The organism is Thalassobius vesicularis (assembly GCF_004799325.1).
In the GTDB taxonomy this organism is placed as follows: Bacteria; Pseudomonadota; Alphaproteobacteria; order Rhodobacterales; family Rhodobacteraceae; genus Thalassobius; species Thalassobius vesicularis.
The window spans coordinates 1-18,697 of record NZ_SSMD01000002.1; the positions used below are offsets into that span (position 1 = coordinate 1).

The 18,697-nt window shown below is 62.3% G+C and carries 20 protein-coding genes and 1 tRNA gene; 7 read left to right on the plus strand and 14 right to left on the minus strand.

Annotated features, from left to right (window positions below):
- A partial coding sequence (locus E7681_RS03680) for an integrase core domain-containing protein (RefSeq protein ID WP_168733153.1) occupies window positions 1-234 on the plus strand: 234 nt, incomplete at its 5' end.
- A gap of 174 nt (window positions 235-408) precedes the next feature.
- Here E7681_RS03680 and E7681_RS03685 read toward each other — a convergent pair.
- The 5 genes from E7681_RS03685 to E7681_RS03705 form a co-directional block, all read right to left on the minus strand.
- Entirely contained in the window at window positions 409-1,236 is an 828-nt protein-coding gene (locus tag E7681_RS03685) for a hypothetical protein (protein WP_136337932.1), read from the minus strand.
- Between the two features lie 272 nt (window positions 1,237-1,508).
- A complete protein-coding gene (locus tag E7681_RS03690) occupies window positions 1,509-2,432 on the minus strand; it encodes a hypothetical protein (RefSeq protein ID WP_136337933.1) in 924 nt (307 codons plus the stop codon).
- Window positions 2,429-3,226, minus strand: a complete 798-nt coding sequence (locus E7681_RS03695; protein WP_136337934.1) for a HipA family kinase — start codon at window positions 3,224-3,226, stop codon at window positions 2,429-2,431. Before E7681_RS03695 ends, E7681_RS03690 begins: the two co-directional genes overlap by 4 nt.
- Before the next feature lie 759 nt (window positions 3,227-3,985).
- Window positions 3,986-4,061 (minus strand) — tRNA-Thr (locus E7681_RS03700).
- A 45-nt stretch (window positions 4,062-4,106) separates the two neighbouring features.
- Window positions 4,107-5,768, minus strand: a complete 1,662-nt coding sequence (locus E7681_RS03705; protein ID WP_136337935.1) for an ABC transporter permease — start codon at window positions 5,766-5,768, stop codon at window positions 4,107-4,109.
- Window positions 5,769-5,876: 108 nt separating this feature from the next.
- Here E7681_RS03705 and E7681_RS03710 point away from each other — a divergent pair, with 108 nt between their 5' ends.
- Window positions 5,877-6,752 (plus strand): hypothetical protein, encoded by an 876-nt coding sequence (locus tag E7681_RS03710; RefSeq protein WP_136337936.1) that lies wholly within the window; start codon window positions 5,877-5,879, stop codon window positions 6,750-6,752.
- Between the two features lie 9 nt (window positions 6,753-6,761).
- Here E7681_RS03710 and E7681_RS03715 read toward each other — a convergent pair whose 3' ends face one another.
- A complete protein-coding gene (locus E7681_RS03715; RefSeq protein ID WP_136337937.1) occupies window positions 6,762-7,031 on the minus strand; it encodes a DUF2312 domain-containing protein in 270 nt (89 codons plus the stop codon).
- A 159-nt stretch (window positions 7,032-7,190) separates the two neighbouring features.
- Between E7681_RS03715 and E7681_RS03720 the strand changes: the two genes are divergently transcribed.
- Entirely contained in the window at window positions 7,191-7,406 is a 216-nt protein-coding gene (locus tag E7681_RS03720; RefSeq protein ID WP_136337938.1) for a hypothetical protein, read from the plus strand.
- Between the two features lies 1 nt (window position 7,407).
- Here the strand turns inward: E7681_RS03720 and E7681_RS03725 are convergent, their stop codons facing one another.
- The 3 genes from E7681_RS03725 to E7681_RS03735 form a co-directional block, all read right to left on the minus strand.
- A complete protein-coding gene (locus tag E7681_RS03725; RefSeq protein ID WP_136337939.1) occupies window positions 7,408-9,471 on the minus strand; it encodes an enoyl-CoA hydratase-related protein in 2,064 nt (687 codons plus the stop codon).
- Window positions 9,472-9,590: 119 nt separating this feature from the next.
- A complete protein-coding gene (locus tag E7681_RS03730; RefSeq protein WP_136337940.1) occupies window positions 9,591-9,806 on the minus strand; it encodes a hypothetical protein in 216 nt (71 codons plus the stop codon).
- Between the two features lie 25 nt (window positions 9,807-9,831).
- The gene (locus E7681_RS03735; protein ID WP_136337941.1) at window positions 9,832-10,149 is read right to left on the minus strand and encodes a TraR/DksA family transcriptional regulator; all 318 of its coding nucleotides are present in this window, start codon (window positions 10,147-10,149) and stop codon (window positions 9,832-9,834) included.
- Between the two features lie 160 nt (window positions 10,150-10,309).
- On the opposite strand from E7681_RS03735, the gene E7681_RS03740 reads away from it, so the two are divergent.
- The 4 genes from E7681_RS03740 (at window position 10,310) to E7681_RS03755 (ending at window position 12,578) form a co-directional block, all read left to right on the plus strand.
- Window positions 10,310-11,173, plus strand: coding sequence for an MBL fold metallo-hydrolase (locus E7681_RS03740; RefSeq protein ID WP_136337942.1), 864 nt, complete (start codon window positions 10,310-10,312; stop codon window positions 11,171-11,173).
- 118 nt (window positions 11,174-11,291) lie between these two features.
- On the plus strand, window positions 11,292-11,717 hold the full coding sequence (locus E7681_RS03745) for a YeeE/YedE family protein (protein WP_136338445.1): 426 nt from the start codon (window positions 11,292-11,294) through the stop codon (window positions 11,715-11,717).
- Window positions 11,717-12,151 carry a DUF6691 family protein gene (locus tag E7681_RS03750; protein WP_136337943.1) on the plus strand — a complete coding sequence of 145 codons (435 nt, stop codon included), beginning with the start codon at window positions 11,717-11,719 and terminating at the stop codon, window positions 12,149-12,151. Before E7681_RS03745 ends, E7681_RS03750 begins: the two co-directional genes overlap by 1 nt.
- A 10-nt stretch (window positions 12,152-12,161) precedes the next feature.
- Complete coding sequence (locus E7681_RS03755) at window positions 12,162-12,578, plus strand: protein tyrosine phosphatase family protein (RefSeq protein WP_136337944.1); 417 nt, start codon at window positions 12,162-12,164, stop codon at window positions 12,576-12,578.
- Between the two features lie 4 nt (window positions 12,579-12,582).
- On the opposite strand, the gene E7681_RS03760 is transcribed toward E7681_RS03755, so the two are convergent.
- The 5 genes from E7681_RS03760 to E7681_RS03780 all read right to left on the minus strand — a co-directional run bounded on the left by E7681_RS03760 (window position 12,583) and on the right by E7681_RS03780 (window position 18,576).
- Window positions 12,583-13,776 (minus strand): FliM/FliN family flagellar motor switch protein, encoded by a 1,194-nt coding sequence (locus E7681_RS03760; RefSeq protein ID WP_136337945.1) that lies wholly within the window; start codon window positions 13,774-13,776, stop codon window positions 12,583-12,585.
- An 85-nt stretch (window positions 13,777-13,861) separates the two neighbouring features.
- Complete coding sequence (locus E7681_RS03765; RefSeq protein WP_136337946.1) at window positions 13,862-16,549, minus strand: sensor histidine kinase; 2,688 nt, start codon at window positions 16,547-16,549, stop codon at window positions 13,862-13,864.
- A 1-nt stretch (window position 16,550) separates the two neighbouring features.
- On the minus strand, window positions 16,551-16,817 hold the full coding sequence (locus E7681_RS03770) for a hypothetical protein (protein ID WP_136337947.1): 267 nt from the start codon (window positions 16,815-16,817) through the stop codon (window positions 16,551-16,553).
- Window positions 16,817-17,182: a response regulator transcription factor gene (locus tag E7681_RS03775; RefSeq protein WP_136337948.1), complete on the minus strand. Its 366-nt coding sequence runs from the start codon at window positions 17,180-17,182 to the stop codon at window positions 16,817-16,819. The genes E7681_RS03770 and E7681_RS03775 overlap by 1 nt, the downstream gene beginning before the upstream one ends.
- A gap of 80 nt (window positions 17,183-17,262) precedes the next feature.
- Entirely contained in the window at window positions 17,263-18,576 is a 1,314-nt protein-coding gene (locus E7681_RS03780; RefSeq protein WP_136337949.1) for a helix-turn-helix transcriptional regulator, read from the minus strand.
- Between the last annotated feature and the right edge of the window lie 121 nt (window positions 18,577-18,697).

Sequence of the window (18,697 nt, forward strand, 5' to 3'; positions counted from 1 at the left end):
CAGCACGGCTTTAGAGTGTCGATGAGCGGCAAGGGAAATTGTTATGACAACTCCGCGGTGGAGACCTTCTTCAAAACAATCAAGGCCGAGTTGATCTGGCGGCACTCCTGGCCAACGCGGCGGGCGAATGAGATGGCGATCTTCAACTACATAAACGGCTTCTACAATCCGCGCCGACGGCACTCAGCCCTCGGCTGGAAAAGCCCCGTGGCCTTCGAACGGAAAGTGGCCTAAACGAGCACTTGGGGCGGCACAAAAACGGGACAGGTCCACAATCATGCGGTGGCGCGGCGTGCCGTTCGCCTATATGAATCGGGAAACCCAGCAGAACCGGCCCAGAGCGGTCATTGCGAATCTGAGCCTATGCTGGGGCGCCGAAACACAGAAGCGGACCTTCTTACCAACAGACTATCGCCTAAAATAGTGCTCAGGAGCATTGGACTTGAGCTTCAAAGACGAAGGCTTCAGAAACCTGAAGTTTTCGTCCCGCCATTCTAAGTCCTCGCCTGTTCCATCAGAAGCTAAAGGCAATCCACAAACTGAGCGTCGATGATCTTTGCAGAAACCAACTGGTTTGGCGAAGCCGGTGGTGCCAAGACTGGCGATCTGGGGAAGCCCGCCGGTCATTGGGTCCTCCGCAGTCTCGATCACATCCCACAGCGCCCGGAAGACTGATCGGGACGTATTGCCCGCCTCTCGAATGCGCCGTTCCCAGAATGCGCGATGCTTTGAAGCCCCGCTTCCAGCGCCGAAGAACTGCCCCGGATCGTCTACTAGGTTCTTTTTTCCATCAGCTCGGAATTCTAGCTCCTTGTCAGACCAACTATGAGTCCCAGCTTCTTTCACGGTCCTCCAGAGACGGAAGTCGCAACTTTCACCTTCACCGTCGCGAAGGCCATGAAGGACGTGGAGCCCATTGCTCTTTGAATTAGGAAACTCTGCCGTCGCCGATTGCAGGTAGGCCACGAAAGCTAGGTGCCGATCTTTCGGGGTACTATGTGCAAGTCGAGAGGCTGAATAGTCGAATATCTCGCAAACCTGAGAGACTACGGTACTTTGACTCACGACATCTCCCGCGAACCCAAAAATGTCTGGACTACTCTTGCACCAGTAGATCTTTCTGCCGTAGTCCCAGGTTTGACCCGAAACTTTCCAAGTTAGACGACTATCGCTCGCAAAGGTCAGGGCCGAAGGGGCTCCATTTTGGTAGGATAGCCAAGCGATCGTCGTAGTCATCTAGAGACAGCATCCCTTCAAATCAAAGACAAGATTCGTGACTGAATGAAACCACATCTATGCAATGAGAGCCATGTTTTTGATATCGGCAATGGCCACAGAACGCTCGTTTGGCCGATTGCTATCACATGGTGACGGCCGACGCCGGCCATCCGTAGATGGCACAAACCCTGCACTGCAGTTTACCCAATTCGGACAATATCTGGCCATCAGCATTGAGCGCTGAGAAGAGGATCGTTACGCGGGCCTGTGGCTTCGCCCCTAATAGGTATCTATGCCGCCTCAGCCTTGAGAACGTGATCCCCAATCTGCTGGTATGTCTCAAGCGGGCGCAGTCTTAGTTGTTTTTCATCTGCCTGCTCTTCCAATTCTTTCAGAGCTTCTTCCAAACGACGTTGCTGCTTGTCTGACACTTGTGGATCATCTTTCGCAGGCCGCTGCAGGATCATTTCATAGTTCCGGGCAGCTATGCTGTTATGGTCCCGGACCTGAACTGTATTCAAATCCCAAAGGCGCAATTTAACCAGTTCAAATGACCTAGGGAGAGACGAGGCTTTGAGAGTTCCGAAATTTGCAACCAATCGCGAGCCCGAGAAATCAATTACAGGTTCTTGACTGTTCCTTTTCGCGCGTCGCTGTCTGTTTTCACGAAGGTCAGCACTAAAGAAATCTGCGAAACCGACCCTTTTGCTTTTGACATAGTCGCAAACGAGGAAAGGAAGGCGGTCACCGGAACCTTCTGTCTCAGCGGCAACTTCCACGAATTCCCTTGAACGGGAGTCTTGTGCCATGCCGGATTGGTAGAGCGACGAAAGCGCGGCCATCCAGCTTTTAGCAATTCCTTCGAGGCTATTGCCCTCGGCCTCCCGCGTATCGCCAAACGCAATTCCTGACACCGCTGGGTCCGGTTCGGCAATCGCCCGACCTGCGCGCTTAGCCAAGTCCTCTTGAAGGTACTCACCTGCGATCTGGATCGCGCTTATGGCGCCACGTGCATTAGAACCGTAGAAGCAGGTCAGGCGCTCAAGTTCGTTGGCCCACTCGAGATGGAAGCTCTGGTCATTGAAGGCAGCCACGCCCACGACGAACCTCTCATATGAACCGGAAATCGGCTCAAAGAACACGGGTACCCACTGCGCCCGAACTCCGTCGCGCAACTGTGGAAACACTTTCGTATCAAGCGAAATTTCCATCATACCATCTGCGGCACACCTAGTGCCTTGCTTGCGTCAAGCGGCACTCTAGCCGTTCTTTTCTCAAGAAACTCTTTCAGCGCTTCGACATACTGTAGCGGCAACAGGTCAGCAATGCGACTGTTTTGCGAGATCTCACCGGCATCGAAGCCGTCGATCTCAACGCCAAACTGTCGCGCGGCCTTCGCACATTTTTTCTTTTGCTCCAAGGTCAAGGACTGCGTTAACCAGAGCCCCAGCTTGTTCAGATACTGTACATCCGGGTCTAAACCTTCGGGTTTCCATTCCGGGCCGGTGAAGCAGTGACCATGGTCAATAAGCCAAAATTCGCTGTTGCCACCGAACAGCAAGTTTCCGGCGTGCCGATCCACGTTTGCGATCCAAGTATCGTATGCATACAGATGACCCAGATTGCCCCACTGTGCAATCTCAGCCAACAGCGCCTGTCTTCCGGCTGCATCCGACCCTTGCCATCGGTACGTGACATTCGGAACCTTCACATCGACACTAACGAAGACTAGGCGCGAGCCGTCTGCCGTGTTCGGCGCTTTGCTCACGCTTAGAACCCCAGGGCGAACGAGTCCCAAATATCCGTCCGGAATCGGCAGCCCCACTTCACGTGCAAGGCAATGAGCAACCAATTCATTACAGAGTTGCACGATGTTTAGGTCTTTAATTATCGCCTGTTGGACTTCGCCATCTGCTGTTAGAACCTGTCCGCGAAAGGTGTCGTTGACATTATTCTCTTTGAAGCCAGTGGCCCCAGCCAAAACGGTTGCGAGTTGAATTTCGGACATTAAATTTCCTGAATAACCGCGAATACACCCGGCACCATTGATACACACGCAAAGCGAGAGTCGGCAAGCACTAAGGCAGAAGCGAATTCAGTCACGTGGGCGTGAGGCCGAGATACCGGATCGCGACGTTCTGGCGGATATTTCTCTTATCCGCCGCCACCGGGCGGGGGGGGATACGGGCAAGCGGCTGTTCGCATTCTTCGTGCGTAGTGTCTATTGTAGCAGGTGCAGCGAACGGCAGCTCTCCGCCCAGTGCTGAGCACATCGATCTTGGCCTGGCAGGCTTAGCGGAATGTCCGCTTCCGCGGTGAATCCCAAGCGGGTTCGCGCTCGCGGCGATCTTCCGGAATCCGCCCATGGTGTCCATCGCACGCACTCTTGGGGACTACGCTCCACGCGTGGTATTGTTTACCTTTTGTCGACGAATGAGACTTCCTAAAGATGAAGATTAAACAGACAAGAGCTTGGGGGCGATGGCCAGCGCTTTCAGGATGCCAAAGAGATGACGACCATATAAACCCGCCGTTTCGCTGTCTTTAACAGCTTCAAGGCGCGACTGTCTGATTGCGGAACGGGTACGAAGTCGCCATTTCCTGTAGAGGCAGATAGATAAGTCGGTAGTCTCGCAGCCGCAGCGGGACAAGAAATCGAAGCCGATTATCTATCTCCAATCGCTTTCCAAAAGGTGGACTAAAAGGTGGACTGCACCCAAACAAAACAATGCAAACATCTGTAAATATTAGATTTTATCTGATTGCATGGTGCCCCCAGAGAGACTCGAACTCCCGACCCACTGATTACAAATCAGTTGCTCTACCAGCTGAGCTATAGGGGCACTCGGTCGTGAAATAGGCGATGGATTGGCCGCCTGCAAGCGGATTTAGCGGCTGGCGCGGGCCAGAAGGACGACCGCTGCAAGCCCCACTAGGATCACCAGAACCGCAGCGGGCGAGGCGTCGCCCAGGTTTTCCAGGCTGGCCTGATCGTGCACGCGGGTGGCCAGGGTGTTGAAGTTGAACGGGCGCAGCAGCAGGGTCGCGGGCAACTCTTTCACGCAGTCCACGAAGACCAGCAGTAGGGCCGAGCCGATCGAGCCTCGGATCAGCGGGAAATAGACCTGGCGCAGCACCTGTCCCCGTGTGCGACCCAGCGAGCGGGCGGCCATCGGCAAGGACGGCGACACGCGACCCATCGCGGCATCCGCAGCCCCCTGTGCAATCGCGAAGAAGCGCACGCCGTAGGCCAGGATCAGCGCAAAGGCCGAGCCGGTCAGCACAAGGCCGATGTCGATGCCAGTCAGCAGCTCGATCGTGTCGGCCATCATGTTGTCGAGGATCGCCAGCGGGATCAGGATGCCGACGCCCAGCACAGCACCGGGGGCGGCGTAGCCGATGGTGGTCAGCGGCAGCAGAAGGCGGGGCAACTGACGGCCCGACAGGCGGACGCCGTAGACCATGAACACCGCCGCCAGCACCGTCACCAGCGCGGCAATCCCGCCGACCATCAGGGTGTTGAGAAACGAGTCGACCAGACGGGGATCGGACCAACGCTCGGCATTCTCGATCGCGTGATGCAGGATCACGCCTGCGGGCAGCACAAAGCCCATCAGGAACGGGATCAGGCAGGCGATCAGGGCGATCCACCCGGCGGCACCTTTCAGCTGGGCGCGCTCGGTCGGTCGGGGGCGGTTCGACAGGTTGAAAAAACGGCTTTTGCGGCGGCTGACCTTTTCCAGAGAGACGAGCATCACCACCATGACCAGCACGACACAGGCGATCTGGGCCGCGCCGCCGGCGTTGTTGCTTTCCAGCCAGACGCTGAAAATGCCGGTCGTCAGGGTCTGGACGGCAAAGTAATCCACGGTGCCGAAATCGTTCACCGTCTCCATCATCACGACGGCCATACCGGCGGCGATGGCGGGGCGGGCCAGCGGCAGGGCGACGCGGCGGAACCGCTGGATCGCGCCTGCGCCCAGCGACATGGCGACCTCTTCGGTGGCACCGGATTGTTCGCGAAAGGCGGCACGCGCCAGCAGGTAGACATAGGGATACAGCGCCGCCGACAGCACGATCACCGCCGCCCCAAGCGAGCGGATTTGCGGGAACCAGTAATCCCGGGCCGAGGTCCAGCCGAACAGCGCGCGCAGGCCGGTTTGCACCGGGCCGGCATACTCCATCAAATCCACCAGCGCGTAGGCCCCGACATAGGCGGGGATGGCCAGCGGCAGCAGCAGCAGCCACTCAAGCCAGCTGGACAGCGGGAACCTGTAGCGCGCGATGATCCAGGCAGAGCCGGTGCCGACCATGCCCGCCAACACGCCAACCGAACCCATCAGCAACAGCGTCGTGCCCAGATAGCGCGGCAACGTGGTAGACAGCAGGTGCGGCCAAATATTGTCGGTCGGGTTCAGCGCGATCCAGATCACCGCAAGAATCGGCAGCAGGACCACGGCCGCGATCAACGCTGCCCCGATCGACCAAAGACTGGCGGGGGCGCGGCGGGCAGCGGCCGTTGAACGGGCGGAAAGAGTGGTATCGCTCATGGCGCTTCCTTGCCTGAATCCGGTTTAACTGTCCAGAAAAGACCTTATTATTGCCCAGTGCCCGGAGTAGAACCAAAGGGCAAGAGGCACGGACGCAGTAGAAAACCGATGAAAATCATCCTCCATGCAGGCGTACACGCCACGGACGAAGATCGCCTGGTGAAATGCCTGCTCAAGAACGCTGGCATGCTGGCCCCGCTTGGGGTGGCCGTGCCGGGGCCGTCGCGCTACCGGGTGCTGATCCGCGAAACGCTGGGGGCGATGGACCAGGCGACGCTGTCGCCCAATGCGCGCGACGTGATTTTGGACGACATTATCGAGGGCGACCAGCCTGAACGCCTGCTGCTGTCCAACGACAATTTCTTTGGCGTGCCCAAGGGGGCGGTGTCCAAGGGCGTTTTCTATCCCGGCGCCGAGGTGAAGCTGCAAAAGCTGTGCCAGCTGTTCGACGTCGACGATGTCGAGCTGTTCCTGAGCCTGCGCAACCCAGCCACCTTTCTGCCCGCAGTTCTGGCCCTGTCGCCGGACATGCCGTTCGAGACGTTCCTGGCGGGGTCAGACCCGGCGCGCCTGCGCTGGTCGGCCCTGATCGAGCGGATCCGCACCGCCCTGCCCGACCTTCCGATCACCATCTGGTGTAACGAGGATACCGCGCTGATCTGGCCGGAAATCCTGCGCGAGCTAATGGGCCTGCCCGAAGGCGAAAAGATCAACGGCGGCTTCGACCTGCTCGGAGAGCTGATGTCGACCGAAGGCATGCAGCGGTTCCGCGCCTACCTGAAGCAGCACCCGATCATGACGGACGATCAGAAACGCCGGGTGATCTCGGCCTTTCTGGACAAATTCGCGCGGCCCGAGGCCATGGAAATGGAAATCGACCTGCCCGGTTGGACCGAACAGGTCGTCAATCATATCACCGCCCTGTATGAACAGGATCTGAAGCGGATCGCCGCGATCCCCGGCGTGCGGATGCTGCAAGCCTGAGCCAAAGGCTCAGGACATGCCCAGCGCTTCTTTGTACATTTCCAGAACCGCCTCTTCCTCGGCGATGTCGTTCTTGTCGCGTTTGCGCAGCGCGATGATCTTGCGCATGACCTTGGTGTCGTAGCCACGACCCTTGGCCTCGGCCATCACCTCTTTCTGCTGGTCGGCGATGTCTTTCTTTTCCATCTCCAGCCGCTCGAAACGCTCGATGAACTGGCGCAGCTCGCCGGCGGTCACACGGTAGTTGGCTTCGGCCTGATCTTCGATGATGTCCTGCATGGTCTGCCCTTCCGGATGTCTGGTTTGGGGCAAATCCCTACCCGCCCGACGCCCCCGCCGCAAGAGCGCCGCACCCCCCGATGCGAAAATGCGCCGCGTTGCGCGCCATCGCGCAACCTGCTAGGTCGCCCGCACAACACTACGACCCGGAGGTGCGACGTGGACATTCTGATTTGGGGCGGTGCGGCGATTTCTGTCGTGGGTCTGCTGGGGCTGGTCTACTGCATCTTCCGCGTAGCCAAGGCCAAGCGCGCCAATCTGGGCGACGACGCCCTGCGCGAGGCCGTCAAGAAGGTGGTCCCGATCAATCTGGGGGCGTTGTTCCTATCGGTCATCGGCCTGATGATGGTGATTCTGGGCGTCTTCCTGGGCTAAGTCAGCCGATCCTGCGCCGGCTGCGGCCGATGGCGTTCAGGACATCCAGGTGCTCTCCGTTCTTGATCAGCCCGGCAATGCCGGGGTCCTGCGCGAACAGGCGCGGGGCGTCTGCTGCATGCGGTTTCATCGCTCGCGCCAGAGTGAACAGGCCGATCCGGTCGGCGGAATTCATCGGCCCACCGCGCGCCGCCGCAAAGCCGTGATGGCGGATCATCACCAGATCAATGTCCGACGGCCGCAACGCCACGTCCTCGCGCAGGAGGCGCGCGCCCTCGTTCATCATGGCGCCAAGGCACAGGTGCAGGATTTCGGTCTTGGTCAATGCTTTGCCGGCAACATCGGACCGCCGAGGCTGCGGTTGATCCTCAGCCCAGTCGTAAAACCCGCCGCCGTGGCTGCGCCCGCCGCGCCCTTCGGCCAGCAGCGCATCGACCAGAGCCAAATGCCCCAGCGCGTGGGATTGGGCGTTGTGCAATTGCGCCGCACGCCGCTGGATCGCGGCCAGCCCCTGCATGTCCATTGCCTTGAACACGCCGTAGGGCAAAATCCCGGTGAGCGCCGCGTCCACCTGCGCCGGGGTGGCGCCCAGATGCACCGCGTAAGCCGCCGCATCGCGAAGGGCGGCAGTCACCCTCCCCCCGATCGTTCCCCCACCCGAGCCGCAGCGGATCGACAGCACGCCGATCCGGTTCAGCATCTCGCCCGCCGTGACCAGCGACCGGGCAGTGGTCGAGGGGCCGGGGATCAGCTCGGCCAGCCGATAGCGCGGCTCGGCCGGTTGCAGGTATAGCCCCGCGACCTGCCCCACCCGCCCGAAGGCTTGCCCGATCGGGCCGATGGGCAGCGTGCCGGTATGCGACAGAACCACCGCCGTGGCGGGCATCACCTGTTCCAGCGCGGCAAAGACCTGCGCCTTGGTGTGGGCATTATCGGCCACTGCCTCGACCACCAGGTCCGAGGATGCGAGATCGCGCAGGTCCGATGTCGTAGTCAACTGGGTCAGGCAGGCGCGGCGGGTTTCCGGGTCTGTCTGGGCGGCCTCCATCATCCGGTCCAGCCGGGATTGCGCGGCGGCAATCGCCTCGGCGCTGCGTTCAAACCACGTCACCGGCAGGCCCGCCAGCAGCGCGCTGTGCACCAGCGTGACAGCCGAGACCCCGCCCCCGACGACGCCCAGACGATCCACCCGGTCGGGCTTGGCCATCGTGGCCTCGGGCATGTTGTGCGCGCGGCGCAGCGCCAGTTGGACATGCAGCAGGCCCTGCGCGTAGCCGGACTCGGCGCATTCGGCAAAGGCCAGCTCCTCGAACTCCTCAGCGATTTCAAAGGGCAGCAGCTGCGCGCGCTCGACGCAATCCAGCAGGCGTTGTTCGGTGATCGGTGCGTCCGGCCCCAGCGCCTCCCGGCAATCGCGCAAGGCTTTCTGGAACGCGGCGGGGTTGGCGAACCCGTCAGCCCGGTCGCGCACCCGGCGCAGCGGCACGGTGCCGTCGATCATGCGTAACAGGCGAATGGCGGCGGCTTTCTCGGCCGCTTCGGGCACGATCTCGTCGAACAGCGGGGCCGTGCGCGGGTGGCCAACCACCACCGCCTGCCCCGACAGCAGCAGCGCCAGCGCCTTGTCCGCGCCCAACAGCCGTGTCAGCCGCTGCGTCCCCCCCGCCGAGGGGATCAGCCCCAACGCGATGTCGGGCATCCCCACCTTGGCCGTGGCCAGCGCGACCCGGCCATGCGCGGCGAGCGCCAGTTCCAGCCCTCCGCCAAGGGCCAGGCCGAAAATCACCGCGACGACGGGCTTCGCGCTGTCCTCGATCTGGTGACACAAAGCGCGCAAGGACGGTTCGCCTTCGCGCATCTCGGGCGCAGCGGCGTTAAACCCGGTTGAGAACAGCCCCTCGGAGCCGCTCAGAAGGATGCCCTTGACCTGATCGTCCTGCGCAAGCGCCGTCAGCGCGGCGGACAAATCGGCGCGGACAACTGGACCCAGAAAATTACGCGGAGGATTGGCAAGGCGCAGGATGGCGATGGGCCCTGCCCTCTCGATCCGGATTTTCTGGCTCAAACCGCGCCCTCCCTCGAATAGCTCAGGGGCGCCATTTGCGACAGCGACCCTGCGGTTTACTGTGCAAAAAGCGCCCCCGGCTTTGCAACCCCCACGGGGCTATGTGTGCGATGTGCCGATCAGAGCGGCATGTTGTCGAAACGATCCTCGATTTCCTCTTCGACGGCGCGCGCATCCAGATCCTGCAGTCGCTGCGGAATGTCGAAACCGGCCAGGCGCATCTTTTCGACGGTCTTATGCAGCTCGGCCTGGATTTCGTGGCGCACGTCATCCGACGCCTGCGTGATCTCGGTTTCGAGTTTCTGGATCAGATCCAGGAAAGTCTGTTCAGCCATTGTCTTTCTCCTCTCAGTGCGCGGATCAACCCGCGCATTTCCGGCAAAGGGGGGCGGCGGGCAGGACGTTCAGACGCTCGGCCGAAATCTCGTCCCCGCATTTGACGCAATATCCGTATTCGCCCTCGCGAATCCGCTGCAAGGCGGCGCGAATGCCCCGAATCTCCTCCTGACCGGCATGGCCAAGCGATTCCAGAACCTCTTCGCCTTCTCGCTCGACGGCCAACTCCTCCCAGTCCTTGGAGTGCGGAGCATCCAGCTCATCCTCGATCTCGTGCAGGCGGCTGTCCAGTTCGGCCAGCCGAGACAGCAGCATCTGCTGATATTTTGCCACGTCTTTCATCGCGTTTCCTCCTGATTGCTCAGCAGATTGGCACGGGATTGCCTGCGCCTCCTTGACCCAAATCAACAGTTGAAACCCCACTTTGCAGCTGCGGCGTAACAGGGGCCTTGTCACATATGCGTAAAAGTATATATGTTAAGCGAAATGGAGGACCCCTCGTATGAAACCTGAAGTCACCGCATTCTTCGACAACGCCACGAACACGATTTCCTATGTCGTGCGTGACCCCGCCGGCAGCGCCTGCGCCGTGATCGACTCGGTTCTGGATTTCGACTACTCGTCGGGTCGCACCGACACGAAATCCGCGGACGCCGTCATCAAGTTCGTTCAGGACAACAACCTGACCGTCGAATGGCTGCTGGAAAGCCACGTGCATGCCGACCACCTGTCGGCCGCGCCCTACATCCAGCAAAAGACCGGCGGCAAGATCGGCATCGGCCAGAACATCACCATCGTGCAGGACACGTTCGGCAAGGTCTTCAACGAAGGCACCGAGTTCCAGCGCGACGGCAGCCAGTTCGACCGCCTGTTCAAAGAGGGCGACAGCTTTCACATTGGCCAGCTGCGCGGTGACGTGCTGCACACCCCCGGCCACACCCCGGCCTGCCTGACCTACGTGATCGGTGACGCGGCATTCGTTGGCGACACGCTGTTCATGCCCGATTTCGGCACCGCGCGCTGCGACTTCCCGGGTGGCTCGGCGGAAACGCTCTATGCCTCGATCCAGAAGATCCTGACGCTGCCCGACGACACCCGCATCTTCGTCGGCCACGACTACAAGGCCCCGGGCCGCGATACCTATGCCTGGGAAACCACCGTGGGCGAGCAGAAAGCCCGTAACATCCACGTCGCCAGCGACAAGGACCGCGACACCTTTGTCAAAATGCGGACCGAGCGCGACGCGACCCTGGGCATGCCCAAGCTGATCATCCCCTCGCTGCAGGTCAACATGCGCGCGGGCCAGATGCCGCCGGCGGATGAAAAGGGCGACGTGTTCCTGAAGGTCCCGGTCAACAAGCTCTGATCCGGCCTCATCAAACACGGGCCCTGCGACCTGCGCGAACTCGGGTGGCAGGGCCTTTTTCGTCTCTGACGGACACAAAAAACATAACAGGGAAAAGGAAACGCAAATGATGAACTCGATCCCCATCGACTGGATATGGGGCCTTGTGGGGGGCCTGCTGATCGGCACCGGAGGCGCCGTCTACCTGCTGGCCAATGGCCGCATCATGGGGGCCAGCGGCATTCTGGGCGGGCTGGTCGATCGCACCGGCTGGGACACATGGAAGGAACGCGTGGTCTTTCTGCTGGGCGTGTTCCTGCTGCCGATACCGCTCTATCCGCTGTACCGCGAGGTCGACACCCACGTCACCGGCAACTGGGCCGTGCTGATCGCCGCCGGTCTGCTGGTGGGCATCGGCACCCGTTTCGCCAATGGCTGCACCTCGGGTCACGGGGTCTGCGGCATCTCGCGCTTCTCGCTGCGCGGGATCGTGGCGACGGTGTTCTACATCATCGCGGGCGGCGTCGCCGTCATCATTTTCCGTCATCTGTTGGGGATCGTCTGATGCAGCGTCTTTTCTATGCTTTCGTGGCTGGCGGCCTGTTCGGCGCGGGCCTGTTCGTATCCGGCATGACCGACACCACCAAGGTGCAGGGCTGGCTGGACGTGTTCGGCGACTGGGATCCGACCCTGGCCTTTGTGATGGGCGGCGCGATCATCCCGATGTTCATCGCGTGGCGCTTTGTGCCGGGGCGTAAACCCTTGGTCGGCGGCGATTTTCCCAAGCTACCCCGCCCCGAGGTCAACCGCGACCTGGTGCTGGGCTCGACCCTGTTCGGCTTTGGCTGGGGGCTGGCCGGATTGTGCCCGGGGCCCTCGGTCGCCTCGCTGTCCTATGGCGGCGTGGGACATTGGGTTTTCTTTGCCGCGATGATGGCCGGCATGGCGATTACACCGGCGCTGCGCGTCTCACTGGACAGGGCGGTGCCGGCGGAATAAAGCGGAGATCATGCAGATCCGTCAAATCACCCCCCGCTACTCCGTCAGCCCCCAGATCGACCCCGAGGATCTGGCCGCCATCAAGGCGGCCGGGTTCACCAAGGTGATCTGCAACCGCCCCGACGTGGAAAACCCGCCCAGCCACTATGCCGACGCGATGGCCGTCGCCGCGCAAGAGGCCGGGCTGGAGTTTTTCGTCCTGCCGTTGACTCACCAGACCATGACGCCCGACAACATCTCGGCGCAAATGGCGGCCGTCGACGCCTCGGACGGGCCCGTACTGGCCTATTGCGCGTCGGGTACGCGCTGCACCGTGATCTGGGCGCTGGCCCAGGCCGGTCAGATGTCCGCCGATGACATCCTGGCGACAGCCTACAAGGCGGGTTACGACCTGTCCGGTCTGCGCCCGCGGCTGGAACAGGCCTGACCCTCTATTTTGAACGGACCGGAACGGGCAGATCCTTCATGAACGTTCCGGCGCCCTGCTCCTCCTCGTCGAGGCTGCCCAAGGACAGCGCGTTCATGGGGGCGTCCAGATCGGATAGCCCCAACTCGCTCAGCAATGCCTCGGTCCCGGTCGGGTCTTCGCGGATGACTTTCTGAACCTCCTTTGGTTTTTCGACCTTGGGCGCAGGCTTTTCCGCCGCAACCGGGGCTGGAGGCGCGCGACGCGGACGCGGCGGTTCGACTAGTGCAGGGTCGGACAGATCGACTTGCGATAGTTGGGGCAATTTTACAGCCATCTGTGGTGCCCCAACGGTGCGCGGCGGGCCGAAACTGGTCAGACGCACCGCCCGATTGCCACCCAACTTGCCCAGCACCCCCGAGGCCACAACCTGACGATCGCCGGTATGCAGCCGCACCTCGCTCAGCGCTGCCAGCGGGATCGTCAGAACATCGCCGGGTTTGAGCAATGCGATCTGATCCAGGCTCAGCTCCTGCCGGTGCAGGATCGTCTCCAACGTGGCGGGCGCGTCCATGACCCCGTCCTGAATCGTCAGCGCGGGCTTTGCCTCGGTCGTTTCGGCACTTTGCGGCGGCAGGGGAACGGGCAGCGCTAGCAGCACCTCTCCGGTCCGTTGCGACTGGCCGATCTGCAGGTTCAGCCGATAGGTCTGATACTCCGCATCCGGCAATTGCGCCGCCAGTTGCCGCAAATCGCTGACCCAACTGCCGAAATGAAACCCAGACAAGTGAGCGACATCCCCGGACTCGGCCAGCAGCTGCCGGAAACCGGACAGCGTGCCGTCAATCAGCGGCATCGCCACGGCGGCATCCGTGCGGGTGACTGGGCGGGCAGCGGCGGGCTTTTCCTTGACCGAGCCCAGGGTCTGCACCTCGACCAGCGCGGTCAGGCATTGCAGGTCCAGCACGATCAGCCCCGGCGCGCCGTCGTCCTGATCCAGCGACACCATCAGCCCACCGGCGGCGACCTGCCCCAGCAGGCTGTCACGATCAAGGCTGCCGTCCTGTGCATCCACCACGACCAGCGGCAGGTTCAGCCCCAGCTGCGCCGCCCTCTCGACCGAGCGGCACAGCGCGCGCATGGGCGAAATGACCCGAGATTCGCGCCCGATTTTCGCGGCCTCGGCCTTTCGTCGCAGAATGTTGTTGCCTTTGCTCATGATTCCGATCGGCCAACGCCGCGTTCTGCGGCCAACGCCCCGACCCTAAACCGGGCTTTCTTAGCAAAGGATTACCAGCCGCGAATTATTCCGCCGCTTTTGCCGCCTTCATCGGCAGGCTAACGCGGAACGCCGCCCCGCCCTGCCCCGGCAGATAGGAAATCGCGCCGTCCAGACGGGCCATGATTTCCCGGCAGATGGCCAGACCCAGACCCGCGCCGCCCGCCTTCTTCTGATCGCTGATCCGGCTGAATTTCTCGAAAATCAGCGCCTGCGAGTCAGACGGAATCCCCGAGCCGTTATCGACGAAATCCACCAGCAGATACCCGTCCCGACGCGTGACGCGGATGGCCAGGTTGGGATGCTCGGCGTCGCAGTATTTCTGCGCGTTGGCGATCAGGTTGATGAACACCTGCGCCAGACGGTCCAGATCGGTGAAGATCGGGATGTTTTCCAGCGCCCGCACCCGCACCATGCGCAGGCCCGCCGTCTGCACGCCGGTGGCGTTCACCGCGTGCTCGATCACCTCGGACAGGTTGCCGTGCTGCATGTTCAGGCTGACCTGACCGTTTTCCAGCACCGACAGGTCCAGCAGGTCGTCCAGCAGGCGGGTCAGGCGGATCGCCTCGGAGTGGATGATGCCGGCGTATTTGTCCAGCTCGGCCTCGGACAGCCCATCGGCATCGCGCAGGATTTCCGAGAACGACCGGATCGAGGTCATCGGCGTGCGCAGCTCGTGGCTGATCTGGGACAGGAAGGCGTCCTTTTGCACCGACAGCTGGGTCAGCTTCTCGTTGGCGGCGCGCAGCTGGCGGGCGGTGCGGGTCAGCTCGGCGGATTTCGCCTCCAGCTGGCTGGAATATTCCATCATCTGCGCGGTTTCATCGGCCACGGCCAGCAGATCCTCGACCGAGACGGTGGCCCGCCCCATGATCTGCCCCACCATCGCATGGGCCGTCGCCGCCCCGACCGAGCCGGACAGTTCACGCTCCAGCCGTTGCAGGAATTCCGGCGAGGGTTCAGGCAGGTAGCCAGCCAGGCCCTGCGTCGCCGCCTCGCGCTGGAAAAAGCTTTGCGCCTCAACCGCGCCAAGGATGCGCTGCGCCATCACCATCAGGTCCTCGGACTGCGCGATGCCGCCCGACCAGCCCTGCGGGTTGCCCGAGTGCTGGAACACGTTGACGAATTGCGCGCCCTGCAGCCGCTCCATCGGTTTCGGGAAGGTGGCCAGCGACACGACCACGAACACGACCGAATTTAGCAGCAGCGACCACATCACCGTGTGCACCAGCGGGTTCATCCCCCCGATGCCGAACAGCGCCTGCGGCCGTAGCCAGCCGATACCCAAGGGGCCGTGCGCCAGAATCTCGGCGCTCATGAACAGGGACGGGCCAAAGCTGGGCAGCAGCAGGCTGTAGACCCAGATGACAAAGCCCACGACCAGCCCCGCCAGTGCCCCCAGGCGCGTTGCGCCGCGCCAGAAGATGCCCCCCATCAACGGCGGCAGAAATTGCGCCACCCCCGCGAAGGAGATCAGGCCGATCGAGGCCAGCGCCGCACCGCCCCCGGAAAAGCGGTAATACAGATAGCCCAGCGCCAGAACGCCCGCGATGGACATCCGCCGCGCCAGCAGCACGACATGGCGCACATCGCCCGAGATCATCGCCCCGCCGCCCGTCAGCGTCAGCCAGATCGGCATGACGATGTGGTTCGACACCATCGTGGACAGCGCAATCGCCGCCACGATCACCATCGAGGTGGCCGAGCTGAACCCGCCCAGAAAAGACAGCATCGCCAGCCCGTCGCGACCCTGACTCAGCGGCACGGTCAGCACGAACTGGTCGGGGTTGGAGCCCTTGGGCATCAGCTCCAGCCCGGTCACAGCAATGGGGACGACGAACAGGCTCATCAGCATCAGGTAGGTCGGGAACGCCCAAGAGGCGGTGCGCAGGTGGTTCTCGTCGTCGTTTTCCACGACCAGCACCTGGAACATCCGCGGCAGGGTCAGGAACGCAGCCGCCGACAGAAAGATCAGCGCCGCCCAGCGCCCGTTATGCATCTGCCACTGGCCAATGTCTGACGCGTCAATCCGGGCCAGCGTCTCGGACACGCCGCCGCCAACGCCCCAGACCACGAAGACCCCCACGGCGACCAGCGCGAACAGCTTGACCACCGCCTCGACCGCGATGGCCATGACGACGCCGTGGTGACGCTCGTTCGCATCCAGGTTGCGGGTGCCGAACAGCACGGTGAACAGCGCCAGACCCGCCGCGACCCACAGCGCCGTGGCATCGCTGTCACCGATCTGGCGGACCGACGGGTCATACAGAGCAAAGCTGGAAAAGGACGAGGTCACCGACTGCAATTGCAGCGCGATATAGGGCGTGGTGCCGATCACCGCGACAATCGTCACGAACACGGCCAGCGAGTTCGACTTACCATATCGCGACGAAATCAGGTCGGCGATCGAGGTGATGCGCTGCGTGCGTCCGATCCGTACCAGCTTGCGCAAGCCCCACCACCAGCCCAGCATGACCAGCGTCGGCCCGATATAGATCGTCAGGTATTCCAGCCCCGAGCGCGCCGCATAGCCCACCGCGCCGTAGAACGTCCAGGCGGTGCAATAGATCGACAGTGACAGCGTGTACACGACCGGAGACCGCAGCCATCCCCCGCGCCCGCGCGCCGCCGCACGCTCGGCCATGAAGGCGACCAGGAACAGCATGGCGACATAGCCCAGGCAGACCGCGACCAGCAGGTTCAGCGCGCCCATGTCAGTTTCCTTCCGTGGGCTCGGTATCGGCGTCCGGCTCCAGCCAGCGCGACAGCGCCAGCGAAATCAGGACCAGCCCCAGCCACACCCCAAAGATATACAGCATCGCCTTTGACGTACTGATCCCGTACGGCCCCGGCGGCGCCCACAGCACCGGCACCCCCCACAGCAAGGCACCCAGGAACGGCATCAGCCGCGCCGCGTCGCGGACCCGCCGCTGCCGATAGCTTTTGCGTTCCAGAAACAGCGAGGGCCGGATCTTTGCCATCAGGGCACCAGTTGCCGGACGACCTCCAGCACTTCGGCATTCGAGAAGGGCTTGGTCATGAAACGGCTGGCACCGATCTTCTGCGCCATCTCGCGGTCCTTGGACTGGCCGCGCGCGGTCAGCATCAGCACCGGCAATTCGCGGGTGCGGTCGGCCTCGCGCAGGTCGGACAGGATGTCATACCCGCTGCGCCCGGGCAGCATGACGTCCAGAATCACCAGATCGGGGGACTTGGCATTCACGACCGAAACCGCGTCATGCCCGTTGGAATGCGTATCCACGCGCCAACCATCTCGCGACAGGATGAAACTGATCGCTTCGATGATGTTCGGCTCATCCTCGATCACAAGGACATGTTTGCCCATGCAGTCGTCCCCTCCCAGAGCGTGCAGTCATTTCCGTTCTGCATTTATCGGCAAACTCGGGCCGCGTGTCAAAACAGATGTCAGAACCCGTCGGTCAAAATTGATGGTTCCCGGCGTCCCGGGCAGTTTTCGCGGGGGCAGATCCGACAGCTGACCCCCACTTCGGCGGGCAGATCCCGCGTCCGTTCACCCGCCTCGACCGGCAGGATCAACATGTAGGCCTCGAACAGCGGCGGCTCGTCGAAACTGACCGGGGCCGAGGGCTGCGCGATCGAGTAGGTGCGGAACACGCCCCCGCCCCGTCCGGCCTGCCGCACCACCTGCACCACCGGCATCATCGGGCGCGACAGCGCACGAAACAAGGGCCACAGCGGACAAGCCGCCCCAAAGCGCGGCAGCATGAACCCGTTCAGCGCCTTGCGGAATGTCATCGTCCCCGAGGCGTCGCAACTGACCAGCCCCACCGGGCTGCCAGCCGCCGATTCCGGGATCTCGGCCAGCCGGCGCATCACCGTCGCCAGATCGGTCTCGAAATGTCGCGCCAGCGCCGAAGGGTCCAGCCCATGCTGCGACAGCGCCGCAATCGTCTGGATCAGCGGCATGGTGCGGGCGTCCTTGGCATAGCGGCCCAGATACGTGCGCGCCATCGCCCGCGCGGCGGCGGATTGCAGCACGTCCTGCTGCGCGATCAGGGAATCGACATCCACCTCGCCGCCCTGTTCCAGCACAGGCATGTGATAGCCGCTGTCGCCCAGAAACGCGTCCAGCTCGTCCTGGGGAGAGCTCAGCTCGAACTCCTCCTCGTCCTCGTTGCTGTCCAGATAGCCCACCAGCGCCTTGGCACTATGCGCCAGCCGGTCCGCGTCTTCGTTGATGTTGCGGTGAAAGCGGTCGCGCCATTCCGGCTCCAGCCCCTTGGTTTCGGCCAAGATGGCAGCGGTCGAGCGGATCGCCGTGATGGTCGAGATCATCTCGTGCAGAGCGGCGGCCAGATGGGGGTCGTGGGTCAGCCGGTCGGACAGGGTTTCGACGGTGCGCTCCAGCTCCAGCACGCGGCGGTGGCGGCGTTCCAGCAGCTGCGCCCAACCCGGAAAGCGGCCCGCGAAATCCTCCAGCGCGTCGGTTTCCGCCCCGGCCGTGGGGTCCGCAGCCCGCGCTTCGCGCAGGGTCGAGATCAGCGCCGCCTCGGCCCCCTCGGTCAAAGCGGACGGTTCCACCCCCAACGCGCGGGCGATGCCCAGCAACAATTTCCCCCCGATTCTCCTTCGGTTATGCTCGATCAGATTGAGGTAAGAGGCAGAAATATCCACGTCACGTGCCAGATCGGTCTGACGCATCCCCAGCATCATGCGTCGTTCCCGGATGCGGGTTCCTGTCAACTGACGTTGCGGCATGCTTTTTCCTATCCTTATCAAGCACATTCTGCAGCGCGGAATAATTTGTTTACACAGTATGCTACTGCATTGTGATTTTCTTTACAAAAAAATTGTTTCGTTCAAGGACGTTGTTGCGAAG